Source organism: Streptomyces sp. NPDC038200 (assembly GCF_055600785.1).
The window spans coordinates 240,721-265,165 of sequence record NZ_JBVJYH010000013.1 but is presented as its reverse complement, the minus strand read 5'-3'; the positions used below and the strand labels follow the sequence as shown (position 1 = coordinate 265,165).

25 protein-coding genes and 3 tRNA genes are annotated in these 24,445 nt (G+C 70.3%); 23 read left to right on the top strand and 5 right to left on the bottom strand.

What is annotated here, in order from left to right; all coding sequences use genetic code 11:
- Positions 1–291 precede the first annotated feature (291 nt).
- From ACZ7KF_RS26170 to ACZ7KF_RS26155, 4 genes are all read left to right on the top strand, one after another.
- The gene (locus tag ACZ7KF_RS26170; protein WP_471079621.1) at positions 292–1,026 is read left to right on the top strand and encodes a GbsR/MarR family transcriptional regulator; all 735 of its coding nucleotides are present in this window, start codon (positions 292–294) and stop codon (positions 1,024–1,026) included.
- 245 nt (positions 1,027–1,271) lie between these two features.
- Positions 1,272–1,625: a DUF6233 domain-containing protein gene (locus ACZ7KF_RS26165; RefSeq protein ID WP_471079618.1), complete on the top strand. Its 354-nt coding sequence runs from the start codon at positions 1,272–1,274 to the stop codon at positions 1,623–1,625.
- A 44-nt stretch (positions 1,626–1,669) separates the two neighbouring features.
- Positions 1,670–1,894, top strand: a complete 225-nt coding sequence (locus tag ACZ7KF_RS26160; RefSeq protein ID WP_225824972.1) for a hypothetical protein — start codon at positions 1,670–1,672, stop codon at positions 1,892–1,894.
- A 115-nt stretch (positions 1,895–2,009) separates the two neighbouring features.
- A complete protein-coding gene (locus ACZ7KF_RS26155) occupies positions 2,010–2,222 on the top strand; it encodes a hypothetical protein (protein ID WP_471079615.1) in 213 nt (70 codons plus the stop codon).
- Positions 2,223–2,540: 318 nt separating this feature from the next.
- On the opposite strand, the gene ACZ7KF_RS26150 is transcribed toward ACZ7KF_RS26155, so the two are convergent.
- Positions 2,541–3,197: an NAD(P)H-binding protein gene (locus tag ACZ7KF_RS26150; RefSeq protein ID WP_471079612.1), complete on the bottom strand. Its 657-nt coding sequence runs from the start codon at positions 3,195–3,197 to the stop codon at positions 2,541–2,543.
- Between the two features lie 296 nt (positions 3,198–3,493).
- The gene (locus ACZ7KF_RS26145) at positions 3,494–4,759 is read right to left on the bottom strand and encodes an amidohydrolase family protein (protein ID WP_471079609.1); all 1,266 of its coding nucleotides are present in this window, start codon (positions 4,757–4,759) and stop codon (positions 3,494–3,496) included.
- 578 nt (positions 4,760–5,337) lie between these two features.
- On the opposite strand from ACZ7KF_RS26145, the gene ACZ7KF_RS26140 reads away from it, so the two are divergent.
- The 8 genes from ACZ7KF_RS26140 (at position 5,338) to ACZ7KF_RS26105 (ending at position 10,460) form a co-directional block, all read left to right on the top strand.
- Positions 5,338–5,410, top strand: a tRNA-Thr gene (locus ACZ7KF_RS26140).
- Positions 5,411–5,456: 46 nt separating this feature from the next.
- Positions 5,457–5,529: transfer RNA gene (locus ACZ7KF_RS26135), tRNA-Met, on the top strand.
- Between the two features lie 90 nt (positions 5,530–5,619).
- The gene (gene rpmG / locus ACZ7KF_RS26130; protein WP_003948671.1) at positions 5,620–5,784 is read left to right on the top strand and encodes a 50S ribosomal protein L33; all 165 of its coding nucleotides are present in this window, start codon (positions 5,620–5,622) and stop codon (positions 5,782–5,784) included.
- Positions 5,785–5,940: 156 nt separating this feature from the next.
- Positions 5,941–6,393, top strand: coding sequence for an FAS1-like dehydratase domain-containing protein (locus ACZ7KF_RS26125; protein ID WP_471079606.1), 453 nt, complete (start codon positions 5,941–5,943; stop codon positions 6,391–6,393).
- A gap of 7 nt (positions 6,394–6,400) precedes the next feature.
- Positions 6,401–6,829: a MaoC family dehydratase gene (locus ACZ7KF_RS26120; protein ID WP_471079604.1), complete on the top strand. Its 429-nt coding sequence runs from the start codon at positions 6,401–6,403 to the stop codon at positions 6,827–6,829.
- 119 nt (positions 6,830–6,948) lie between these two features.
- Positions 6,949–7,518: a TetR/AcrR family transcriptional regulator gene (locus tag ACZ7KF_RS26115; RefSeq protein ID WP_471079601.1), complete on the top strand. Its 570-nt coding sequence runs from the start codon at positions 6,949–6,951 to the stop codon at positions 7,516–7,518.
- 97 nt (positions 7,519–7,615) lie between these two features.
- A complete protein-coding gene (locus tag ACZ7KF_RS26110; protein ID WP_471079598.1) occupies positions 7,616–9,082 on the top strand; it encodes a DHA2 family efflux MFS transporter permease subunit in 1,467 nt (488 codons plus the stop codon).
- Between the two features lie 322 nt (positions 9,083–9,404).
- Positions 9,405–10,460 carry a UDP-N-acetylmuramate dehydrogenase gene (locus ACZ7KF_RS26105; RefSeq protein WP_471079595.1) on the top strand — a complete coding sequence of 352 codons (1,056 nt, stop codon included), beginning with the start codon at positions 9,405–9,407 and terminating at the stop codon, positions 10,458–10,460.
- A 10-nt stretch (positions 10,461–10,470) separates the two neighbouring features.
- Here the strand turns inward: ACZ7KF_RS26105 and ACZ7KF_RS26100 are convergent, their stop codons facing one another.
- Complete coding sequence (locus ACZ7KF_RS26100; RefSeq protein ID WP_471079592.1) at positions 10,471–11,103, bottom strand: NAD(P)-dependent oxidoreductase; 633 nt, start codon at positions 11,101–11,103, stop codon at positions 10,471–10,473.
- A gap of 104 nt (positions 11,104–11,207) precedes the next feature.
- Between ACZ7KF_RS26100 and ACZ7KF_RS26095 the strand changes: the two genes are divergently transcribed.
- Positions 11,208–11,819, top strand: coding sequence for a TetR/AcrR family transcriptional regulator (locus ACZ7KF_RS26095; RefSeq protein ID WP_471079589.1), 612 nt, complete (start codon positions 11,208–11,210; stop codon positions 11,817–11,819).
- 2 nt (positions 11,820–11,821) lie between these two features.
- On the opposite strand, the gene ACZ7KF_RS26090 is transcribed toward ACZ7KF_RS26095, so the two are convergent.
- A complete protein-coding gene (locus ACZ7KF_RS26090) occupies positions 11,822–12,862 on the bottom strand; it encodes an adenosine deaminase (protein ID WP_471079586.1) in 1,041 nt (346 codons plus the stop codon).
- Positions 12,863–12,988: 126 nt separating this feature from the next.
- On the bottom strand, positions 12,989–14,215 hold the full coding sequence (locus tag ACZ7KF_RS26085) for a pyridoxal phosphate-dependent aminotransferase (RefSeq protein WP_471079583.1): 1,227 nt from the start codon (positions 14,213–14,215) through the stop codon (positions 12,989–12,991).
- A 261-nt stretch (positions 14,216–14,476) separates the two neighbouring features.
- Between ACZ7KF_RS26085 and ACZ7KF_RS26080 the strand changes: the two genes are divergently transcribed.
- The 10 genes from ACZ7KF_RS26080 (at position 14,477) to rpoB (ending at position 24,409) form a co-directional block, all read left to right on the top strand.
- Positions 14,477–14,549 (top strand) — tRNA-Trp (locus ACZ7KF_RS26080).
- A 106-nt stretch (positions 14,550–14,655) separates the two neighbouring features.
- Positions 14,656–14,943, top strand: a complete 288-nt coding sequence (gene secE, locus ACZ7KF_RS26075) for a preprotein translocase subunit SecE (protein WP_471079580.1) — start codon at positions 14,656–14,658, stop codon at positions 14,941–14,943.
- Between the two features lie 80 nt (positions 14,944–15,023).
- The gene (gene nusG / locus ACZ7KF_RS26070; protein ID WP_471079577.1) at positions 15,024–15,893 is read left to right on the top strand and encodes a transcription termination/antitermination protein NusG; all 870 of its coding nucleotides are present in this window, start codon (positions 15,024–15,026) and stop codon (positions 15,891–15,893) included.
- 26 nt (positions 15,894–15,919) lie between these two features.
- A complete protein-coding gene (locus ACZ7KF_RS26065) occupies positions 15,920–16,375 on the top strand; it encodes a hypothetical protein (protein WP_471079574.1) in 456 nt (151 codons plus the stop codon).
- A gap of 141 nt (positions 16,376–16,516) precedes the next feature.
- Complete coding sequence (gene rplK, locus ACZ7KF_RS26060; protein ID WP_037858373.1) at positions 16,517–16,951, top strand: 50S ribosomal protein L11; 435 nt, start codon at positions 16,517–16,519, stop codon at positions 16,949–16,951.
- 82 nt (positions 16,952–17,033) lie between these two features.
- A complete protein-coding gene (gene rplA, locus ACZ7KF_RS26055; RefSeq protein ID WP_225824988.1) occupies positions 17,034–17,759 on the top strand; it encodes a 50S ribosomal protein L1 in 726 nt (241 codons plus the stop codon).
- A 166-nt stretch (positions 17,760–17,925) separates the two neighbouring features.
- A complete protein-coding gene (locus ACZ7KF_RS26050) occupies positions 17,926–18,837 on the top strand; it encodes an SCO4651 family lipoprotein (RefSeq protein WP_471079570.1) in 912 nt (303 codons plus the stop codon).
- 462 nt (positions 18,838–19,299) lie between these two features.
- On the top strand, positions 19,300–19,830 hold the full coding sequence (gene rplJ / locus ACZ7KF_RS26045) for a 50S ribosomal protein L10 (RefSeq protein WP_100569727.1): 531 nt from the start codon (positions 19,300–19,302) through the stop codon (positions 19,828–19,830).
- 116 nt (positions 19,831–19,946) lie between these two features.
- Complete coding sequence (gene rplL / locus ACZ7KF_RS26040) at positions 19,947–20,333, top strand: 50S ribosomal protein L7/L12 (RefSeq protein WP_471079567.1); 387 nt, start codon at positions 19,947–19,949, stop codon at positions 20,331–20,333.
- Between the two features lie 590 nt (positions 20,334–20,923).
- The gene (gene rpoB / locus ACZ7KF_RS26035) at positions 20,924–24,409 is read left to right on the top strand and encodes a DNA-directed RNA polymerase subunit beta (RefSeq protein ID WP_471079564.1); all 3,486 of its coding nucleotides are present in this window, start codon (positions 20,924–20,926) and stop codon (positions 24,407–24,409) included.
- Positions 24,410–24,445: the final 36 nt, after the last annotated feature.

Genomic DNA, 24,445 nt, shown 5'->3' with positions numbered 1-24,445 from the left:
GTCCAGGACGGCGGTCACCTGGGCGGGGGTGTCGAACTTCTGCATCGTGGCTCTCCTTCTTCCGCACCGTGCGCTCCTTCGGCGCGGTGCTTTCTTATGACGGAAAAGCTACGTTGCGTTCGCGTGATCGGCAACGTATTCATTGCGTGATTCCGCAATAAGCGCAGGTGAGAGCCAGAAAATCGTTGCAACGCTCTGCGGCGTAACGCAACAGTAGCCCGCTCCTCCGTTGCAATGGATTGAAAGTGAACGCTATGCTGGAAGGCGTCGGAGACCACGAAGGAGGCCGCGATGCCGGGAGGCAGGCTCACGCAGCAGGAACGCCAGCAGATCGCACTGGGGCTGGCCGACGGCCTCGCCTACGCCGAGATCGCCAGGCGGCTGGAGCGTCCGACCTCGACGATCACGCGCGAGGTGATGCGCAACGGCGGCCCCACCGCCTACCGCGCCGACCTCGCCCACCGTGCCACCGAACGCCGCGCCCACCGCGGCAGACAGGCCGCGCCCCGGGGCCCGAAGGCGCCCCCGCACGCCCACGGGCGCGACGCCGAGGCGGTGCGCGAGTACGAGGAGACGTTCACCACCGTCCTCATGCAGTCGGGCACGCCCAAGATGATGGCCCGGGTGCTGGCCTGCCTGTGCATCAGTGACGCGGGCAGCCTCACCGCGTCCGAACTCGTCCAGCGCCTGCAGGTCAGCCCGGCGTCCGTCTCCAAGGCGGTCGCGTTCCTCGAGAGCCAGGGTCTCGTCCGCCGGGAGCGCGACGAACGCCGCCGTGAGCGCTACGTCGTCGACGACGACGTCTGGTACCAGTCCATGATGGCCAGCGCCCGCGGCACCGCCCAGGTCGCGGAGACCGCGCGGCAGGGCGTCGGCGTCCTCGGCTCCGGCACCCCGGCCGGCACCCGCCTGGAGAACATCGCCCGGTTCGTCGACTTCGTCTCCGAGAGCATCATTCGCGCCGCGGATCAGGCCCGCGAAGTCCTCCACACCAAACCGGAACCGACCTCGGACGGCACTACGTGACCCCTGTGCGGTCCGCTCGCGGGTGCCTGGCTCGCGCCTCGCGCCCGTCTTGCAGCCGTCGCCGTCGCCGCGCTCGCTGTTCTGGCCCCTGGCCGGCCTCCCCTGCTTCGCCCGCGCGCTGAGGCTCTCCCCGCGGTCGTGACCGCCCGCTCCCGAGCCGGACGCGCGATCGGTGCGGCGTCCAGGGCACCGGGTGGGAGGGGCCGATGCTCGCGCTTCCCGCCGACTTGACTAGAATCGAACGTGTGAACGAGGACCGTCCGCTGACGCGTCTCGACATGCTGCGCTTCGCCCGCCGCGTCGTCGAACATCAGGCTGCCAGGCAGCTTGCGTTGATGGACCGGTGGATCGCCGACGAGGAGCGGCGGGACGCCGAGCGGCAGCGCGGTCTCACCGCCCGGCGGAAGGCTCCGGAGTGGACCATCGAGCGGGGCCTGAACGGGCGCAGCGCGGTGTACGTCCATGTCGGCGGCTGCACCGGCGCCGGCGGACGGGCGAAGGGTGTCGGCCGGGAGCAGGCGGTACGGGCCCTCACTGACGGAGGTGTCCCGGCGTGCCCGCTGTGCCGGCCGGACACCGTGCTGGGGATTCTCGAATGACCGGCCGGGGTGCGGGCCCGGGCGGTCCGGATGATGCTGGAGCCATGGCCGGGAAACGTCCGATCATCGTGCACCTGCCGTCCCCGACCGGCGGTCGCCGGGTGCGGGTGGACGGCGAGATCCTCGGCCTCGCGCACAACGTGCGGGACCTGGTGGAGTTTCTGCGCCGGGCGGGGCTGGAGATCGAACCGGAAGACGTGGCCGACTCGCCGCTGATCGACTGGCGTGGAGTGGGCCCCGACCGGTGGGAAGTGGAGACCCGGACCTGAACGCACCACCGCACTCGCCGGGCGCCCGCGCACAACGGCCTCTTCCGGGGGCCGGCGTGCCGCAGTACTCGTTCGGGGCAGGCGCCCGACGGCCTGTTCCGGGCACACTGGCGACATGTCCTCCCGACGCAGAACCTGCCCCGTGTGCCGCCGCGAAATCGCCGTCGTGGCGGGCCGCTTCGCGCGGCACGACCCGCCCGGGACACGGGAGAGCGGCGAACTCGTCTCCTGCACCGGGTCACGGCTGCAGGCACAACTCGGTGCCGTTCAGCCCTCCCTGGACGGCTATGCCGTGCCGGACTTCCCGGGGCAGTTGCCGCTGTTCTGAACGCCGACGGGTCGACGGCCGGCCGGTAACCGCATCCGACGGGTCGCTCGCCACTCGGCAGCCGAAACCGACGGGCGGACAGCGGGGCGTACCGGAGCGGGCGACAGTGCTCCGACAGAGCGTCAGCAGGGAGTCGGAGGAGGCGCGCAGCGGGCCGGAGCCGCCCGCTCGGTGCTGCCCGCCGGTCCGTGCTGCGGGGCGTGCACTGGCACGGGCGTGCAGCGGGAGGTGCAGCACGGGCGACGGTTACCTCGGGGCGAGCGGGTCTTGTCGCGGGTCGTGCGGCGGGTTCGACCCGTCAACGGACGGCGGCCGGTCTCAGTTCCCGGCCACCGACTTGACCGCGACCGACACCGGCGTCGACCCGCTGATCAGCTCCAGCGTGAGACCGGCCGTCGCCGGCGTGTCCACGAGTTCGGCGAGGACGGCCGCCACGTCGTCCCGAGGGATCGAGCCGCGTCCGGTGTGCGCCTCCATGCGGACCAGACCGGTCCCCGCGTCGTTCGTCAGCGAGCCCGGCCGCAGGATCGTCCAGTCCAGCGCCTCCTGCCGGGTGACGTAGGCGTCGGCCTCGCCCTTGGCGCGCAGGTACGCGTCGAAGACCTCGTTCCCCTGGTGCGCGGGGTCCGCGCCCATCGAGGAGACCACCACGAAGCGTCGTACGCGCGTGCGTACGGCCGCGTCCGCGAACAGCACCGCCGCGCCCCTGTCCACCGTGTCCTTGCGGGCAATGCCGCTGCCCGGGCCCGCGCCGGCCGCGAAGACCGCGGCGTCCGCGCCCTGCAGGTGCGCCGCGACCTCCTCCAGCGACGCGGACTCCAGGTCGAGCAGGACCGGTTCGGCGCCGGCCTCCCGCAGATCGTCGCCCTGTTCGGGCTTGCGGATGATGCCCGCGACCTCGTCTCCGCGCGCGGAGAGCAGACGCTCCAGCCGCAGCGCGATCTGTCCATGACCACCAGCGATGACAATGCGCATGATTCCGACCGTACGCCCGAAGGGGCGCAGCCGCCGCACGACTTAACCGGCGTGACCCGAGCGCGCCGGGCCCCCGCGACACAGGCACTCCGACACGCCGGGCGCACGGACGTCCCCGCACTCCGCGCCCGCCCCGCCCCACACCGGCCCGCACGCTCAGGACCGCTCCCTACGCCGACCCGAACGCTCAGGACCGCTCCCCACGTCGGCTCACACGCTCAGGACCGCTCCCCACCCCGGCTCACACGCTTAGGACAGCTCCCGGACGGCTCCCCACCCCCCGGCGGCCCCCACGCTCACGACAGCTCCCCACGCCCCTGCCGCGGCAGCCCCAGTTCCGCTGCCGCCGCCGAGTTGCAGTACTCGCGGACCGCGCTGGTGCGGGCCACCACCCGGCCCCTGTGCACCACGATCCGGCTGTAGGCCAGGGAGAGCGCTCCGGCGAGATGGTCACCGCGCACGGCCAGCAGTTCGGCGGGGAAGCCCGCCTCCACGCGCACCTCCGGCAGCCCCAGCACCGTGCGGGCGGAGGCGCACACGGCGTCGTAGGCGTCCTCCGGGCGCAGGCCGTGGAGGGAGGCGAGGTGGTAGGCGGCCTCCAGGGGGTCCCCGCGGCCCACCGGGTTCGAGACATCGCGCAGCGCGCCGCTGCCGGCCGCCACCCGCACCCCGGCCGCGCGCAGCAGCCGTACCGGCGCCGTGCCCCGCCGGTCGGCGCCGCCGCAGCGCCCCTGGGGCAGGCACACCACCGTCACACCGGCCGCGGCGAGCTGGTCGGCGACGCGGGAGGCGGCCTCGGCGGGCAGGCGCGCGAGACCCGCGCACGGTCCGATCGTCACACCGGGGCGCAGGCCCCCGGCCATGGCCGCGAGCCGGGACAGCCGGGCCGAGTCGGCGGCATCGGTGTGCAGGTCCACCGGGCAGCCGTGCTCGGACGCCACCTCCAGGACCGTCTCCACGTAGCCCGTGGGGTCCGGGTCCAGATCGGGGCAGCCGCCCACCACGGAGGCGCCCATCTTCACGGCGTCCCGCAGTATCGCGAGCCCGTCGGCGCCGGCCGCACCGGTCAGCAGCCGCGGCATCGCCACCGTCGTCAGCTCGGCCAGCCCACGCAGCGACCGCCGTGCCTGAAGGACCGCGCCGAGTGCGCCGAGTCCCTGCACGTCGCCCACGCGCACGTGCGCGCGCACCGCCGTAGCCCCGTGCCCGAGTTGCAGCAGGGCGGCCTCCGTCGCCCGGCGCTGGACGTCCTCGGGGGCGTACGACACCGGGCCCGGGCGTTCGGCGGACAGGGCCGTGTCGCCGTGGGCGTGCGGTTCGGCCGGCGCCGGCAGGAGCAGGTAGCCGGTCAGGTCCACGCGCATGACGCCCTTCCGGGCCGGCCCCGGGGCGAGACTGCCGGTCGTGCCCACCGCCTCGATGCGCCCCCCGCCGAGCCGCACGTCCACGGTCCGGCCGTCGGTGAGCCGCGCCCCGCAGAGCAGGAGGGCGGCCGGTTCGGACGGCCCCGAGGAGCCCGACGAGTTCGACGGCGGTTGCGGCTGCGGCTGGCTGTCGGGCATCGCGCTCCAGGGTCGGGCCGGCGGCTCGGGCGGGCCGGCGTGAGGGATTCGAGGCCGTACGTCGATTCGAGGCCGTACGTCGCCCCAAGATCACGCAGAGTGAGTCGAGCCTAGGGTGGCGAGCAGCGCACAACGCGGAGGAGCGCAATAGTCGTACCGGCGTGGCCCGCCCCGGGAGGCGCCCGCCGACGCCCCCGCGCGCGTGCCGCTCACGCCGTGCAGCCGATGCCCCTGCGTGCGTGCCGCTCCCGCCGGGCTCGCCGACGCCCACGCCTAAGCCCACACGCGCGCGTGCCGTGCCCGCCCACGCCCACGCCCCCCGCGCGTGTGGGTGCCTTCACCGCGCGGCGCGGCTCACCGCCCGGCTCCGACCTGGCTCACGGCCCGCCCCACCGCCACCACCCCCGCCCCAGGTCGTAGGCCCGCGGTCGCCCTTCTGCCCGTCCGGACGGCGCGTGAGGGCCACCGGCCGCAAGGGGCCCAGGGGGCTGCCGAGAGCGCTGGGAGGAGGGCCGCGGTGGGCGGTGGGATAAGGATTTGGGCGAACGGCGGCGGACCGTGTAATGTCTTCATCGCTCGCCCCAATAGCTCAGTCGGCAGAGCGTCTCCATGGTAAGGAGAAGGTCAACGGTTCGATTCCGTTTTGGGGCTCTGGTGTGAGAGGTTCCCGTCGCAAGGCGGGGACTGATCTCATCAAAGCGGTGTAGCTCAGTCGGTAGAGCAAGCGGCTCATAATCGCTGTGTCACCGGTTCAAGTCCGGTCACCGCTACTGACAGTAGCCGATTGCGGGGTCGGTCCTTCGATCGGCTACTCTTTCTTGCGTTGAATTAGTCCATCCGTTCGTCTTAGGAGCACTCACGTGGCTGCCACCGACGTCCGCCCGAAGATCACGCTGGCCTGCGTGGAGTGCAAGGAGCGGAACTACATCACCAAGAAGAACCGGCGTAACAACCCGGATCGTCTTGAGATGAAGAAGCACTGCCCGCGTTGCAACGCGCACACCGCGCACCGCGAAACGCGATAAACAGGCTCGTCCGTGAGGCCGTCCCCTTCCGAGGGGGCGGCCTCACGGCGTTTCACCGGCTCGGCACCCACTTCGCCGCACCGGCCCGGGCACATTCCGTGGCGGGTTTCCGGCTAATTTGGGGACAGCACAGCAGACATCAGGAGGTGCCGGGCCATGGCGCTCGACCAGTCCTTCGTGGGACGGACCTACCCGCCCACCGCGCCCTATGAGGTGGGCCGGGAGAAGATCCGCGAGTTCGCCGAGGCGGTGGGCGAGAGCAACCCGGTGTACACGGACCCCGAGGCCGCCAAGGCGCTCGGTCACCCCGATGTGATCGCCCCGCCGACCTTTGTGTTCTCCATCACCTTCCGGGCCGCCGGACAGGTCGTCGAGGACCCCCAGCTCGGGCTGGACTACAGCCGAGTGGTGCACGGTGACCAGAAGTTCGCCTACGCCCGCCCGGTGCGCGCGGGCGACCGGCTCACCGTCACCTCCACGATCGAGGCGATCAAGTCCCTCGCGGGCAACGACATCCTGGACATCCGCGGCGAGGTGCACGACGAGGCCGGCGAGCACGTCGTGACCGCCTGGACCAAGCTCGTGGCCCGCGCGGCCGAGGAGGCGTGAGGGCCTGATGACGGCGAAGATCGCGTACGACGACGTCGAGGTCGGCACCGAACTGCCGGCGCAGAGCTTCCCCGTGACCCGAGCCACGCTCGTGCGGTACGCGGGAGCCTCCGGGGACTTCAACCCGATCCACTGGAACGAGAAGTTCGCCAAGGAGGTGGGCCTGCCGGACGTCATCGCGCACGGCATGTTCACCATGGCCGAGGCGATCCGCGTGGTCACCGACTGGACCGGGGACCCGGCCGCGGTCGTGGAGTACGGCGTCCGCTTCACCAAGCCCGTCATCGTCCCGAACGACGACCAGGGCGCCCTCATCGAGGTCAGCGGCAAGGTCGCGGCCAAGCTGGACGACCACACGGTGCGGGTGGACCTGACGGCGAAGAGCGACGGCCAGAAGGTGCTGGGCATGTCCCGGGCGGTCGTACGACTGGCCTGACGGCCCGGCCGCAGTGCAACCGATGTAAGGGGCGTCCTTCCTGAGAGGGCGCCCCTTACGCGCATCCCCGCGCGGAAGCCGCCCTTGCAGAGTTAGTGATTGAGTACTAACTTACTCGCATGGTCAGGATGAGTGCGGAGGAGCGGCGCGAGAGCGTCATTCGCGCGGCGACGGCCGAGTTCGGCCGTGGCGGATACCACGGCACCTCCACCGAGGCGATCGCCAAGCGGGTCGGGGTGTCGCAGCCGTATCTCTTCCGGCTCTTCCCGGGCAAGAAGGCGATCTTCCTGGCGGCGGCGGAGCGCTGCGTGGACGACACCATCCGGACCTTCGAGGAGGCGTCCGAGGGGCTGCGGGGCGAAGAGGCCCTGCACGCCATGGCGAACGCGTACACCAGGGTCATCGCGGAACGGCCCGAGCGGCTGATGATGCAGATGCAGATGTACGTCGCGGTGGCCGCGGCCGAGGAGGAGGGCGACCGGGAGTTCGGCGAGAGCGTCCGGGCCGGCTGGCTGCGGCTGTGGGACGCGGTCCATCTGCCGCTCGGCGCGGACGTCAACGAGACGACCACCTTCCTGGCCTACGGAATGCTCATCAACTGCCTGGTGGCCATGGGCTTCCCGCCGCAGCACCGGGTGTGGGAAGGGCTCTACCCGTCGGCTCGGGCGACGGGGCGCCTGGAGAAGTAGGAGTGCGGGCCGGGCGGGGCGGTGTCGTTCCGTCTGCCCGAAGAAGTTAGTCAGCAATAACTAACAGGGGTAACCAGAGATCACTCCGGGGGGAGCGATGGCACAGCAGACCGCAGCACCCAGCACCACCTCCGCCACCTCGCGCGCGGGGGCCGTGTGGGCCCTGATCATCACCAGCGTCGCCGGATTCATGGCGGCCCTGGACAACCTCGTCGTCACCACCGCCCTGCCCTCCATCCGCGAGGACCTCGGCGGCGCGCTGGACGACCTGGAATGGACCGTGAGCGCCTACACGCTCACCTTCGCCGTCCTGCTGATGTTCGGCGCCGCGCTCGGCGACCGCTTCGGGCGCCGCCGGCTCTTCATCGCCGGACTCGCCGTGTTCACCGGTGCCTCCGCCGCGGCGGCCATGGCACCCGGCATCGGCTCCCTGATCGCCGCCCGCGCGGTCCAGGGCGTCGGCGCGGCCGTGATGATGCCGCTCACGCTGACCCTGCTGACCGCGGCCGTGCCCGCCGCCAGGCGTGGCAAGGTGTACGGCATCTGGGGCGCCGTCAACGGGCTCGCCGTCGCCTCCGGGCCGCTGATCGGCGGCAGCCTCACCGAACACGTCTCCTGGCACTGGATCTTCTGGCTGAACGTCCCGCTCGGACTGGCCGTGCTGCCGCTCGCCCGGCTGCGCCTCGCCGAGTCCCACGGGACCGGCGGCCGGCTCGACGTCCCCGGCACGCTGCTCGCCAGCGGGGGCCTCTTCGGGATCGTGTACGGGCTGGTCCGCGGGCCCGCCGACGGCTGGACCGACTCCGTGGTGCTCACCGCGCTGATCGCGGGCGGGGCGCTGCTGGCGGGCTTCGTGCTCTACAGCTCCCGCGCCGCCGAACCCATGCTGCCGATGCGCCTGTTCCGCTCCCGCGCCTTCGCCGGGATCAACGCGGCCAGCCTGCTGATGTTCGTCGGCATGTTCGGCTCGATCTTCCTGCTCAGCCAGTACATGCAGGGCGTCCTCGGCTACTCGCCCACCGAGGCCGGGCTCAGGATGCTCCCGTGGACCGGCATGCCGATGCTCGTCGCCCCCGTCGCCGGGATCCTCTCCGACCGTGTCGGTGGCCGGCCGGTCGTCGCCGCGGGCCTGTTCCTGCAGGCGGCCGGTCTCGGCTACATGGCCTGGGTGGCGACCGCCGACGCCTCCTACGCCGTCCAGCTGCCCGCCCTGATCATCAGCGGCGTGGGCATGGCCCTGTACTTCGCACCGGCCGCCAACCTGGTCATGTCCAGCGTCCGCACGCAGGAGCAGGGCGTCGCCTCCGGGGCGAACAACGCGCTGCGCGAGGTGGGCGGCGCACTCGGTATCGCGATCATGTCGTCGATCTTCTCCGCGCAGGGCGGCTACGAGTCCGCGCAGAGCTTCGTGGACGGTCTGCGGCCGGCCCTGGTCACCGGTTCCGCGGTGGTCGCCCTCGCCGCGGTCGCCGCCCTCGTGATCCCCGGCCGCCGGAACGCCGAGCGGACCGGCCCGACGGCCCGGCAGACGCCCGCACCGGTCCTGGAGACCACCACTTCCTGACCGCTGCGGCGCCCACCCGCCCGCCTCCCGTGCCCCGGCCACCGGGCGGCTGAACCACCGTGCACGCGCGCGTGGACCCATGGCTCACCATGGTTCACGCGCGCGTGCGTGCCTCTGCGTCGGCTTCCGCGCGCGTGCTTCTCCGTGCGCACAGTCAGGCGGCACAGGTGCGCGCCACCCTCTCGGAGGGGTCGCGCGGGCCTGCTCGGGTGGCGCGGCACGGGCGCGGTGCTCGGGCAGGGCACGCGTGCGCGTGCCGGCCGCACAGTCCCCCCGCCCTGCCCGTACGGCGCTGTCGGACGGGTCTCGTAGTCTTGGGCCCGTGCAGGTACTCCACGACGCCCCCCTTGCCCCGCTGACCACCTTCCGGCTGGGCGGTCCCGCGACGCGGCTGGTGACCGCCGCGACCGACGCCGAGGTGATCGCCGCCGTCCGCGAGGCCGACGAGAGCGGCACCCCGCTGCTGCTCATCGGCGGCGGATCGAACCTGGTCATCGGAGACAAGGGCTTCGACGGCACCGCCCTGCGCATCGCCACGCGCGGTGTCGAGCTGCGCGGCACGACCCTGGAGCTGGCGGCCGGCGAGGTGTGGACCGACGCGGTCGCCCGCGCCGTGGAGGCCGGCCTCGCCGGGATCGAGTGCCTGGCCGGCATCCCCGGATCCGCGGGCGCCACGCCGATCCAGAACGTGGGCGCCTACGGCCAGGAGGTCTCCTCGACGATCACGGAGGTGATCGCGTACGACCGGCGGGCCGGCGAGACCGTCACACTGACGAACGAGGAGTGCGCCTTCTCGTACCGTCACAGCCGCTTCAAGGCCGACCCCGAGCGCTACGTCGTGCTCCGGGTCCGCTTCGAGCTGGAGGACGCGAGCGGGCTGTCCGCGCCGGTCAAGTACGCCGAGGCGGCCCGTGCGCTCGGCGTGGAGCCCGGCGACCGGGTGCCGCTGGCCGACGCCCGCGAGACCGTGCTGAAGCTGCGCGCCGGCAAGGGCATGGTGCTCGACCCCGACGACCACGACAGCTGGTCGGCCGGTTCCTTCTTCACCAACCCGATCCTCACCGACGAGCAGTTCGCCGCGTTCCACGCGCGCGTGCGCGAGCGGCTGGGCGACGGCGTCGAGCCGCCCGCCTACCCGGCGGGGGAGGACCGCACGAAGACCTCCGCGGCCTGGCTGATCGACAAGGCGGGCTTCACCAAGGGCTACGGCACCGGACCCGCCCGCATCTCCACCAAGCACACCCTCGCCCTCACCAACCGCGGCGAGGCCACCACGGAGGACCTGCTGGCCCTGGCCCGCGAGGTGGTCGCCGGTGTCCGCGAGGCCTTCGGCGTCACGCTGGTCAACGAGCCGGTGACCGTGGGCGTGAGCCTGTAGCCGGCCCGGCTCAGTAGGCCACCCCCACCCCCTGCCGCACGGTCTCCCCGGCGTCGACCATCGACAGCATCGCGTGCGCGACGTCCGCGCGCGCGATGAAGCGGCCCTTGGCCGGGAAGCCGCCGACGACGGTGCGGTAGCGGCCCGTGAGCGGCTTGTTCTGCAGCCGCGGCGGCCGTACGCACGTCCAGTCCGTGCCGCTGCGGGCCAGCTCGGCCTCCATCTCGCGCAGGTCGGCGTACACGTCCTTCAGGATCGCCGACACGATGCCGCGCATCCCGCGGTCCAGCGCGCCGTCGTCCGCCGGGGCCGGGCCGACCGGCGCGGCGCTGACCACCAGCAGCCGGCGGACGTCCTCCGCCTCCACGGCGTCGAGCACCGTACGGGTCAGCCGGGCGGCCACCCCGGCGTCCTTGCGGCGGCGCGCGCCGAGACCGGACAGGACGGCGTCGCGGCCCCGGACGGCGGCGCGCAGCTCGTCCGGACCGGTCAGGCCGCTGCGGACGACCTCCAGGCGATCGCCGCCGACACCGAGCCGGGCGGGGTCCCGTACGACCGCCGTGACCGCGTGACCGGCGTCCAGGGCCTGGCGGACCAGCTCCCGGCCGATCCCCCCGGTCGCACCGAAAACCGTGAGCTTCATGGTGACTCCTCCGCTCCCTCATGAGGTGGGTGAGTATTCACTCACCCTGCTGTCCCCTAGAGTGGGTAAGCATTCACCCACCCGTCAAGCAGCAGGGGAGCCCCATGGAGAAGAGGCCGGCGCGCGTCCGCATCCTCGACGCCGCCCACGAGCTGATGCTCACCGTCGGCCTCGCCCGCGCCACCACCAAGGAGATCGCCCGCGCGGCCGGCTGCTCCGAAGCGGCCCTCTACAAGCACTTCGACAGCAAGGAGGACCTGTTCGTACGGGTCCTCGCCGAGCGCCTGCCCCGGCTGGCCCCCCTGCTCGGCAGCCTCGCCGCCGCACCCGGACAGGGCACCCTGGAGGAGAACCTCACGGAGATCGCCCGGCAGGCCGCCCTCTTCTACGAGCAGAGCTTCCCGATCGCCGCCTCCCTGTACGCCGAGACCAGCCTCAAGCAGCGCCACGACGACGCCCTGCGCGCCATCGGCTCCGGCCCGCACCTGCCCATCCAGGGCCTGGACGCCTACCTCCGCGCCGAACAGGCCGTCGGCCGGGTCCGCGCCGGCGCCGACACCTACGCCGCCGCCTCGCTCCTCCTCGGCGCCTGCGCCCAGCGCGCGTTCGCCTACGACGCCACCGAGAGCGGCGAACGGCCACCCGCCCAGGAGTTCGCCGCCCGGCTGGCCAGGACCCTGCTGGGCGGGATCTCCGCCGCCGAGCCCGCCGTGTGACCTCAGGCGGGCGGGCGCGCCAGCCAGTCGTCCACGCCCGCCAGCAGCCGCGTCCTGACCTCCTCCGGAGCGGCCGACGCCCGCACCGACTGCCGGGCCAGCTCCGCGAGCTCGGCGTCCGAGAAACCGTGGGCGTGGCGCGCGATCTCGTACTGCGCGGCGAGCCGGGAGCCGAACAGCAGCGGGTCGTCGGCGCCCAGGGCCATCGGGACGCCCGCCTCGAAGAGGGTGCGCAGCGGGACGTCCTCCGGCTTCTCGTACACACCGAGCGCCACGTTCGAGGCCGGGCACACCTCGCAGGTCACACCCCGGTCGGCCAGCCGCTTCAGCAGCCGCGGGTCTTCGGCCGCCCGCACCCCGTGCCCGATCCGCGTGGCGTCCAGGTCGTCCAGGCAGTCCCGGACCGACGCCGGGCCGGTCAGCTCGCCGCCGTGCGGGGCCGACAGCAGACCGCCCTCGCGCGCGATGTGGAAGGCCCGGTCGAAGTCCCGCGCCATGCCCCGCCGCTCGTCGTTGGAGAGCCCGAAGCCGACCACGCCCCGGTCCGCGTAGCGCACCGCCAGCCGGGCCAGCGTGCGCGCGTCCAGCGGGTGCTTCATACGGTTCGCGGCGACCAGGACGCGCATGCCGAGACCGGTCTCCCGGGACGTCGTGTCCACCGCGTCCAGGATGATCTCCAGAGCCGGGATCAGACCGCCCAGCCGGGGCGCGTACGACGTCGGATCGACCTGGATCTCCAGCCAGCCCGAACCGTCCTGCAGATCCTCCTCGGCGGCCTCCCGCACCAGCCGCCGGATGTCCTCCGGCTCGCGCAGGCAGGAGCGCGCCGCGTCGTACAGCCGCTGGAAACGGAACCAGCCCCGCTCGTCCGTGGCACGCAGCCTGGGCGGTTCACCGCTGGTCAGGGCCTCCGTCAGGGCATCGGGCAGACGTACGCCGTACTTGTCGGCCAGCTCCAGGACGGTCGTCGGCCGCATCGAACCGGTGAAGTGCAGGTGCAGATGGGCTTTCGGTAGCTCAGAGAGGTCACGTACACGCTCCATCCCAGGATCCTGCCGTACACCCCCGCCCCACCGGTAGCCGTTTCCCCGTACGTGGTCTTGCTCGCACACAGAAGCGGGCCGCCTCCCCGGAGGGAAACGGCCCGCCACGCGCGCGTGGAGCGGGGGCTAGTCCCGCGCCTCGGCCAGCAGCTTCTGGATCCGGCTCACGCCCTCGACGAGGTCCTCGTCGCCGAGCGCGTACGACAGCCGCAGGTAGCCCGGCGTACCGAAGGCCTCACCCGGGACGACCGCGACCTCGGCCTCCTCCAGGATCAGAGCGGCCAGCTCGACCGTGTCCTGCGGACGCTTGCCGCGGATCTCCTTGCCGAGCAGCGCCTTGACCGAGGGGTACGCGTAAAACGCGCCCTCGGGCTCCGGGCAGACCACACCGTCGATCTCGTTGAGCATCCGCACGACGGTCTTGCGGCGCCGGTCGAAGGCCTCGCGCATCTTCGCGACGGCGTCCAGGTCACCGGAGACGGCGGCCAGGGCGGCCACCTGCGCCACGTTCGAGACGTTGGAGGTGGCGTGCGACTGGAGGTTCGTCGCGGCCTTGACGACGTCCTTCGGGCCGATGACCCAGCCCACGCGCCAGCCGGTCATGGCGTACGTCTTCGCCACACCGTTGACGACGACGCACTTGTCGCGCAGCTCGGGGAAGAGCGCCGGCAGGGACACCGCGGCGGCGTCGCCGTAGACCAGGTGCTCGTAGATCTCGTCGGTGAGCACCCACAGGCCGTGCTCGACGGCCCAGCGGCCGATGGCCTCGGTCTCGGCCTCGGAGTACACCGCGCCGGTCGGGTTGGACGGGGAGACGAAGAGCACGACCTTCGTCTTCTCCGTGCGCGCCGCCTCCAGCTGCTCCACGGTGACGCGGTAGCCGGTGGTCTCGTCGGCGACGACCTCCACGGGGACACCGCCGGCCAGGCGGATCGACTCCGGGTACGTCGTCCAGTACGGCGCCGGGACGATGACCTCGTCGCCCGGGTCGAGGATCGCGGCGAACGCCTCGTAGATGGCCTGCTTGCCGCCGTTGGTGACGAGGATCTGCGAGACGTCGGGCTCCCAGCCGGAGTCGCGCAGCGTCTTCGCGGCGATCGCGGCCTTCAGCTCGGGCAGGCCGCCGGCCGGGGTGTAGCGGTGGTACTTCGGGTTCTTGCAGGCCTCGACGGCCGCCTCGACGATGTAGTCCGGGGTCGGGAAGTCGGGCTCACCGGCGCCGAAGCCGATCACCGGACGCCCGGCGGCCTTGAGGGCCTTGGCCTTGGCGTCCACGGCGAGGGTGGCGGACTCGGAGATCGCGCCGACTCGGGCGGAGACCCGGCGCTCGGTGGGAGGGATTGCAGCGCTCATGCGGCCCATCGTTCCAGACCGGAAATCCCCCCGGCACGCGGGTTTCACAGACTGAACAGCAAGGGGTCGAGGGGTGAACACGGGTCCGAATCCGGTCTTCGGCCAGGACGATCTTCAGCCGACCGGTCCCGAACGGGCGCTTTCTGTTCGACGCCGGGCCGTGGACCACGTACACTCCTACCTCGTTGGCCTTCAGCAGCCGCCACCGGACCGGTGCACACCGAGCATCCGGTCGGATGCGGTACGTTGGGGGACACACAAAGGGTCGTAGCTCAATTGGTAGAGCACCGGTCTCCAAAACCGGCGGTTGGGGGTTCAAGTCCCTCCGGCCCTGCTACACACACCGCCAGGATGTGTGCGCATGTACGTACAGCAATGCACCGCCGTGCGGCTCAGAAACCGGGCGCGGCACGGCCACGACCCGGGACCAGGTGAGGATAATGACGGACGCCGTGGGCTCCATCGACACGCCTGATGCCCAGGATGAGCTGCCCGAGTCCAAGAAGAAGGCTCGCAAGGGCGGCAAGCGCGCCAAGAAGGGCCCGCTCAAGCGCCTCGCCACCTTCTACCGCCAGGTCATCGCGGAACTCCGCAAGGTCGTCTGGCCGACGCGCAACCAGCTGACTTCGTACACCACTGTGGTGATCTTCTTCGTCGCCATCATGATCGCCCTGGTGACCGTGATTGACTATGGGCTCAACCACGCGGCCAAGTACGTCTTCGGCTGAGCCAAGAGCGAAGGGCGCCGTGGCACCGGCGCCCGTTTTCGCATGTTCCACCCCTATGTATCCAGGAAGAAGCAGCCATCGTGTCTGACCCGAACCTGAACGACGACGCCACCGAGCCCCGCGGGCTGGCTGCCGAGACGGCGGATGACGAGCTCGACATCGTCGAGGGCGCGGACGAGCAGGACGAGTTCGAGGCTGCCGAGGCCGAGGCGGGTGAGCCGGCCGAGGAGGCCGCCCTGCACGTCGAGGACGAGGACGAGGGCGAAGAGGCCGACGAGGACGACGAGGAGACCGTCGTCGAGGAAGCCGCCGAGGAGGAGCCGGCCGCCCCGGTCGACCCCATCGCCGCCCTGCGTGAGGAACTCCGCACCCTGCCCGGCGAGTGGTACGTCATCCACACCTACGCCGGCTACGAGAACCGCGTGAAGACCAACCTGGAGCAGCGCGCCGTCTCGCTGAACGTCGAGGACTACATCTTCCAGGCCGAGGTGCCCCAGGAAGAGGTCGTCCAGATCAAGAACGGCGACCGCAAGACGATCAAGCAGAACAAGCTGCCGGGTTACGTCCTGGTCCGCATGGACCTGACCAACGAGTCCTGGGGCGTCGTCCGCAACACCCCGGGCGTCACCGGCTTCGTCGGCAACGCCTACGACCCGTACCCGCTGACCCTGGACGAGATCGTCAAGATGCTCGCCCCGGAGGCCGAGGAGAAGGCCGCCCGCGAGGCCGCCGAGGCCGAGGGCAAGCCCGCCCCGCAGCGCAAGGTCGAGGTCCAGGTCCTGGACTTCGAGGTCGGCGACTCGGTCACCGTCACCGACGGCCCGTTCGCCACGCTCCAGGCGACCATCAACGAGATCAACCCCGACTCGAAGAAGGTCAAGGGCCTGGTGGAGATCTTCGGCCGCGAGACCCCGGTCGAGCTGTCCTTCGACCAGATCCAGAAGAACTGAGCACACGTTCCGAGGGCGCCCCACCGGTGAGTACCGGGCCGGGGCGCCCTCGCCGTGTCCGGCCCGCCGTCGCCGGGACCGTGGCCGCCCTGCTGGCGCTGCTCGTGCTGACGTACGCCGTGTTCCTCCCGGCGGCCTGGCGGCGGACCGAGGTCCGCGGCGCCGAGCCGGCCACGGCCACCTTCCACGACGGGGCGTGCTTCCTCGGCGGCTGCGGCGTGACCTTCTCCGTGGCGGGCGAGGAGCTGACGGCCGACCTGCCGTTCGGCACGCGCGCGCGTGGGCACGCGGACGGAGACACCGTGGAGGTGCTCCACGCCCCCGGCGAGCCGTCACGGGTCGCGCTCGCCGACGACACCGGGCGCGGGACCGTGGCCGCGCTGCTCGCCGTACCGGGCTTCGCGACCCTGTTCGCGCTGCTCGCGGCGGCCGTGCGGGTGCTGCGCGGCCGGCGCCCCGAAGACCCCGCGCATACCGTCTGACCTGGACGATTTCTTGTCCTGAGGGGACAGCGGCTATCGTTGTGCGGTATGCCATCTGCGGATCATGCAACGCATGGATCCGGATCACCTGGATCCGGATGGCAATGGCAATCAACCTCTCAGTAAGGACCCGGAGAGAGCATGCCTCCCAAGAAGAAGAAGGTCACGGGGCTCATCAAGCTCCAGATCAACGCCGGTGCGGCGAACCCGGCCCCGCCGGTCGGCCCCGCGCTGGGCCAGCACGGCGTCAACATCATGGAGTTCTGCAAGGCCTACAACGCCGCGACCGAGTCGCAGCGTGGCTGGGTGATCCCGGTGGAGATCACGGTCTACGAAGACCGTTCCTTCACCTTCGTCACCAAGACCCCGCCGGCCGCGAAGATGATCCTCAAGGCCGCTGGTGTCGAGAAGGGCTCCGGCGAGCCGCACAAGACCAAGGTCGCCAAGATCACCGAGGCGCAGGTCCGCGAGATCGCCCAGACCAAGCTCCCCGACCTGAACGCCAACGACCTGGACGCCGCGTCGAAGATCATCGCCGGCACCGCCCGCTCCATGGGCATCACGGTCGAGGGCTGAACCCCACCTTCGTAGAACCACCGTGGTAGGGCCTGCTCGGCCCGTACACCACGACTCCTTTCAGAACACACAGGAGCAAGTTGTGAGCAAGCGCAGCAAGGCTCTCCGCGCTGCGGACGCCAAGGTCGACCGGGAGAAGCTCTACGCCCCGCTCGAGGCCGTCCGTCTCGCCAAGGAGACCTCCACGACCAAGTTCGACGGCACCGTCGAGGTCGCCTTCCGTCTGGGTGTCGACCCGCGCAAGGCCGACCAGATGGTCCGTGGCACCGTGAACCTGCCGCACGGCACCGGCAAGACTGCCCGGGTCCTGGTCTTCGCGACCGGTGACCGTGCTGCGGCCGCGGAGGCCGCGGGCGCCGACATCGTCGGCTCCGACGAACTCATCGACGAGGTGGCGAAGGGCCGTCTGGACTTCGACGCCGTCGTCGCCACCCCGGACCTCATGGGCAAGGTCGGCCGCCTCGGCCGCGTCCTCGGCCCCCGTGGTCTGATGCCGAACCCGAAGACCGGCACCGTCACCCCCGACGTCGCCAAGGCCGTCACCGACATCAAGGGCGGCAAGATCGAGTTCCGCGTCGACAAGCACTCGAACCTGCACTTCATCATCGGCAAGGCGTCCTTCGACGACGCCAAGCTGGTGGAGAACTACGGCGCCGCGCTGGAGGAGATCCTCCGTCTGAAGCCGTCCGCCGCCAAGGGTCGCTACATCAAGAAGGCCGCCATCACCACCACGATGGGCCCCGGCATCCCGGTCGACCCGAACCGCACCCGCAACCTCCTCGTCGAGGAGGACCCGGCCGCCGTCTGAGCCCACAGCTCAGCCCGGTAGCCGCGTCAGGTACGCGTAAGGAAAAGGGCGGGCCCTGGAACCTCCGAGGTTCCGGGCCCGTCCTTTCTTTGTACGACCTTTCGGACGACCGTCAGTGGCCTGGGTTACGGTGACGTCACAGGACACGCATGTGGGGTGGGAGTAGATGAACAGCACTGCTGTGCGCCGGACGAGCCTTTCCATCGCGGTGGTGGCCGCACTGACCGGGGTGGCCGCCTGCGGTACCTCCGACGGCAAGGGCGGCGAGAAGGCGGCTGACAAGACCGGGATACACGTCAGCCCCATCGCCGCTCTGCGCTCCGCCGAGAAGTCCACCGACAAGGCCGACTCGGCGAAGGTGCGCTCCACCACGTCCGTCGGCGACATCATGGCCATGACGGCCAATGGCGCCCTCACCTGGAGCGACGGCCTCAAGGGCAACCTCACCATCACCTACACCGGCGGCCAGATGGCCGAGATGATGAAGAAGGCGGGCACCCCCTCCATGGAGGCCCGCTACCTGCCGGACGCCTACTACGCGCACATGAGCGACGCGTACGCCCAGCAGACCGGCGGCAAGCACTGGCTCAAGTACTCGTACGACGACCTCGCCAAGCTCGGCGGCGCCTCCGGTTCGTACATGAAGGACCAGATCCAGAACGCCACGCCGAACCAGTCCGTGAAGATGCTGCTGGCCTCCGGCGACGTCAAGAAGGTCGGCGAGGAGACCGTCTCCGGCGCCCACACCACGCACTACTCGGGCACGGTGAACGTCGCGGAGCTGGCCGACAAGACCAGCAACCTCAGCGCCGAGCAGATGTCGGCCCTGAAGAAGCAGCTCAGCCAGGCCGGCGTCACCACCGACAAGGTCGACCTCTGGATCAACGACCAGGACCTGCTGGTCAAGAAGGCCGAGAAGGCCGACACGGCCAACGGCACCATGACCAACACCACCTTCTACAGCGACTACGGCGTCAAGGTCACCGCCGAGGCGCCCCCGGCCGGTGACACCAAGGACTTCGCGGACCTGCTGAAGTCCGGCGGCACCGCCGCGGGCGGCACCGGCACCGTCTCCTGACACCGACGGCACCCCCGGGACTCCCCGAGGTCCGCGCCCCGAGGCGCCCTGCGCCGCCCTGACGGGGCCGGCGCTCCTCGGGGAGTCCCCCCGGGCCGGACGGGCCCCGTACGGGGCGTGTGCGCCCCGCACAGCAGGCCGCCACGCCGGCCGTGAGCGGCCCCGCCGCCGGCCGCGAAGAGCCCGATTTGCTCGTCGGCGCCCCGGTCCCGTACTCTCTTCGAGAAGCCAAAGACCGCTGGTCGTTGCCGTGCGCTCCAACGAGGGTGCGGTGGCCGAAGGATCCGCTGAAAAGTGGACGACCCGCGCAGGTGACTGAGGAAGAACTCCCGGAGTGCGCGCGCCGAGCGCGTGTGCGGCCGGTCGAGTCCGCCCCGAGCGCCTGCGCCGGGGCGTTTCGTTTTACCCAGTCCTCCTTCGGGTCCGCGCGGTCCGAATCACCCGGAAGGAGGCCGAGGCTCTATGGCGAGGCCCGACAAGGCTGCCGCGGTTGCGGAGCTGACGGACAAGTTCCGCAGCTCCAACGCCGCCGTGCTGACCGAGTACCGCGGTCTCACCGTGGCGCAGCTCAAGACGCTGCGCCGGTCGCTCGGTGAGAACGCCCAGTACGCCGTGGTGAAGAACACGCTGACCAAGATTGCGGCCAACGAGGCCGGGATCACGCTGGACGACCAGCTCTTCGCTGGTCCGACGGCCGTCGCCTTCGTCACCGGTGACCCGGTGGAGTCGGCGAAGGGTCTCCGTGACTTCGCCAAGGACAACCCGAATCTCGTCATCAAGGGCGGTGTCCTTGACGGCAAGGCGCTGTCCGCCGACGAGATCAAGAAGCTTGCGGACCTCGAGTCCCGCGAGGTTCTGCTCTCCAAGCTGGCCGGTGCGTTCAAGGGCAAGCAGTCCCAGGCTGCCTCTGTCTTCCAGGCGCTCCCGTCGAAGCTCGTCCGCACCGTGGACGCGCTTCGGGCCAAGCAGGACGAGCAGGGCGGTGCCGAGTAATTCGGCTCGCTTTCTGATCCTGGCCGCACGACGCGGCGAGGGTCTCAGCGGGCCGACGTACGCCCGCCTTACCCAGTACATCCGGCACCTGCCGATTTAGTGGAAGGACCGCCATCATGGCGAAGCTCACCCAGGACGAGCTGCTTGCCCAGTTCGAGGAGATGACCCTCATCGAGCTCTCCGAGTTCGTGAAGGCCTTCGAGGAGAAGTTCGACGTCACCGCCGCCGCTGCCGCGCCGGTCGTCGTCGCCGGTGGTGCCGCTGGTGGCGCCGCCGAGGCCGTCGAGGAGAAGGACGAGTTCGACGTCATCCTCACCGGCGCCGGCGACAAGAAGATCCAGGTCATCAAGGTCGTGCGTGAGCTGACCTCGCTGGGTCTGAAGGAGGCCAAGGACCTCGTCGACGGCACCCCGAAGCCGGTCCTCGAGAAGGTCAACAAGGAGGCCGCTGACAAGGCCGCCGAGGCCCTCAAGGGCGCCGGTGCCTCCGTCGAGGTCAAGTAAGACCTTTCCGGGTCCACAGGGCTCGAACGCGCGCTGAACACGGTCTCGCGGGGCGCTGAACCCAGCGTCCTCGGGCTGTAACGCGAACGCACCGAAGAGCGATCATCCATCCGGGTGGTCGCTCTTCGGCGTATCCGGGGACCCGACCACGGTTGCCTTGCACTCGCGACGGCGAGGGGTATGGTGATCTTCGTTGTGTCTCCGGAGGCCGGGCTTCGGGCTGGGGGGCCTTGACGAACCGCACGCAGCGCGCAATTCTCAGGACGCGTCGTCACAAGGATCCGAATCCGAGGCATGGATCGACGACGAAGAGGGCAGTATGAACGTGCGTTGAGGGCAGCATGCCGAGGGCGTTGACAAGGGCGTTGAGCACAACGAGGGTCTTCGAAAACCCGCACTGGACATCAGTGTGCCAAGTGGCTACACTGACCCTTTGCGCTGCCTGTTAGCTGTCCCCTGCCCGTCACCAGGGGTCTGCCCTCACTTGAGCACAGTCGACCGTAACCCCCCTGACCTGGGGTTTCCGTCCCTGTGTGTAGGGAGGGACCGGTACGCGCGTAGTGAGTCCGAGCCCTCGGAAGGACCCCCTCTTGGCCGCCTCGCGCACTGCCTCGACCGCGAATACGAACAACGGCGCCAGCACCGCCCCGCTGCGCATCTCCTTTGCAAAGATCAAGGAGCCTCTCGAGGTTCCGAACCTGCTCGCGCTGCAGACCGAGAGCTTCGACTGGCTGCTCGGCAACACCGCCTGGCAGAGTCGGGTCGAGGAGGCTCTTGAGAACGGTCAGGACGTCCCCACCAAGTCCGGTCTGGAGGAGATCTTCGAGGAGATCTCCCCGATCGAGGACTTCTCCGGGTCGATGTCGCTGACGTTCCGGGACCACCGCTTCGAGCCGCCGAAGAACTCCATCGACGAGTGCAAGGAGCGCGACTTCACGTACGCCGCCCCGCTCTTCGTCACCGCCGAGTTCACCAACAACGAGACCGGTGAGATCAAGTCCCAGACGGTCTTCATGGGCGACTTCCCGCTCATGACGAACAAGGGCACCTTCGTCATCAACGGCACCGAGCGTGTCGTTGTGTCTCAGCTGGTCCGTTCCCCCGGTGTCTACTTCGACTCCTCCATCGACAAGACGTCCGACAAGGACATCTTCTCCGCCAAGATCATCCCGTCCCGGGGTGCCTGGCTGGAGATGGAGATCGACAAGCGCGACATGGTCGGTGTCCGCATCGACCGCAAGCGCAAGCAGTCGGTCACCGTTCTGCTGAAGGCGCTCGGCTGGACCACCGAGCAGATCCTCGAGGAGTTCGGCGACTACGAGTCGATGCGCGCCACCCTGGAGAAGGACCACACCCAGGGCCAGGACGACGCGCTGCTCGACATCTACCGCAAGCTGCGTCCGGGCGAGCCCCCCACGCGTGAGGCCGCGCAGACGCTGCTCGAGAACCTCTACTTCAACCCGAAGCGCTACGACCTCGCCAAGGTCGGCCGCTACAAGGTCAACAAGAAGCTCGGCGCGGACGCTCCGCTCGACGCCGGCATCCTGACCGTCGAGGACATCATCTCGACGATCAAGTACCTGGTGCAGCTGCACGCCGGCGAGACCGAGACCACCGGTGACAGCGGCGACACGATCGTCGTCGAGACGGACGACATCGACCACTTCGGCAACCGTCGTCTGCGCAGCGTCGGCGAACTCATCCAGAACCAGGTCCGCACGGGTCTGGCGCGTATGGAGCGAGTCGTCCGCGAGCGCATGACCACCCAGGACGTCGAGGCGATCACGCCGCAGACCCTGATCAACATCCGGCCGGTCGTCGCCTCCATCAAGGAGTTCTTCGGCACCAGCCAGCTGTCGCAGTTCATGGACCAGAACAACCCCCTGTCTGGTCTCACGCACAAGCGTCGTCTCTCGGCGCTCGGCCCCGGTGGTCTGTCCCGTGAGCGGGCCGGCTTCGAGGTCCGAGACGTGCACCCCTCGCACTACGGCCGTATGTGCCCGATCGAGACGCCCGAAGGCCCGAACATCGGTCTGATCGGCTCGCTCGCCTCCTACGGTCGCGTCAACGCGTTCGGTTTCGTCGAGACGCCGTACCGCAAGGTCATCGACGGCCAGGTCACCGACGAGGTGGACTACCTGACCGCCGACGAGGAGGACCGCTTCGTCATCGCGCAGGCCAACGCGCCGCTGACGAACGACCTCCGCTTCGAGGAGAGCCGCGTCCTGGTCCGCCGCCGCGGCGGCGAGGTCGACTACGTCGGCCCCGAGGACGTGGACTACATGGACGTCTCGCCGCGCCAGATGGTGTCGGTCGCGACCGCCATGATCCCCTTCCTCGAGCACGACGACGCCAACCGTGCCCTCATGGGCGCGAACATGATGCGCCAGGCCGTTCCGCTCATCAAGTCGGAGGCCCCGCTCGTCGGCACCGGCATGGAGTACCGCTCCGCCGTCGACGCCGGCGACGTCGTCAAGGCCGAGAAGGCGGGTGTGGTCCAGGAGGTCTCCGCGGACTACATCACCACGGCCAACGACGACGGCACGTACATCACGTACCGCCTGCACAAGTTCGCCCGGTCCAACCAGGGCACCTCGGTCAACCAGAAGGTCGTCGTCAACGAGGGCGACCGGATCATCGAGGGCCAGGTCCTCGCCGACGGCCCGGCCACCGAGAACGGTGAGATGGCCCTCGGCAAGAACCTGCTCGTGGCGTTCATGCCGTGGGAGGGTCACAACTACGAGGACGCGATCATCCTGTCGCAGCGCCTCGTGCAGGACGACGTCCTCTCCTCGATCCACATCGAGGAGCACGAGGTCGACGCCCGTGACACCAAGCTCGGCCCCGAGGAGATCACCCGGGACATCCCGAACGTCTCCGAGGAGGTCCTCGCGGACCTCGACGAGCGCGGCATCATCCGTATCGGTGCCGAGGTCATCGCCGGCGACATCCTCGTCGGCAAGGTGACCCCGAAGGGCGAGACCGAGCTGACCCCCGAGGAGCGCCTGCTGCGCGCGATCTTCGGTGAGAAGGCCCGCGAGGTCCGTGACACCTCGCTGAAGGTGCCGCACGGCGAGACCGGCAAGGTCATCGGCGTCCGCGTCTTCGACCGCGAGGAGGGCGACGAGCTTCCCCCGGGCGTGAACCAGCTGGTCCGCGTCTACGTCGCCCAGAAGCGCAAGATCACCGACGGTGACAAGCTCGCCGGCCGGCACGGCAACAAGGGTGTCATCTCGAAGATCCTGCCGATCGAGGACATGCCGTTCCTGGAGGACGGCACCCCGGTCGACATCATCCTCAACCCGCTGGGTGTGCCGTCCCGAATGAACCCGGGACAGGTCCTGGAGATCCACCTCGGCTGGCTCGCCAGCCGCGGCTGGGACGTCTCCGGCCTCGCGGACGAGTGGGCCCAGCGCCTCCAGGCCATCGGCGCCGACCAGGTCGCCCCGCGCACCAACGTCGCGACCCCGGTCTTCGACGGTGCCCGCGAGGACGAGCTGGCGGGTCTGCTGCAGCACACCATCCCGAACCGCGACGGCGAGCGCATGGTGCTCCCGTCCGGCAAGGCGCGGCTGTTCGACGGCCGCTCCGGTGAGCCGTTCCCGGACCCGATCTCGGTCGGCTACATGTACATCCTCAAGCTGCACCACCTGGTCGACGACAAGCTGCACGCCCGCTCGACCGGTCCGTACTCGATGATCACCCAGCAGCCGCTGGGTGGTAAGGCCCAGTTCGGTGGCCAGCGGTTCGGTGAGATGGAGGTGTGGGCCCTCGAGGCCTACGGCGCCGCGTACGCCCTCCAGGAGCTGCTGACCATCAAGTCCGACGACGTCACCGGCCGCGTGAAGGTCTACGAGGCCATCGTCAAGGGCGAGAACATCCCTGAGCCCGGCATTCCCGAGTCCTTCAAGGTGCTCATCAAGGAAATGCAGTCCCTGTGCCTCAACGTGGAGGTGCTGTCCTCGGACGGCATGTCCATCGAGATGCGCGACACCGACGAGGACGTCTTCCGCGCTGCGGAGGAGCTCGGTATCGACCTGTCCCGGCGCGAGCCGAGCAGCGTCGAAGAGGTCTGACGGGAGTCCGGCGGGGCCCTCACCCTTTGAGGGCCC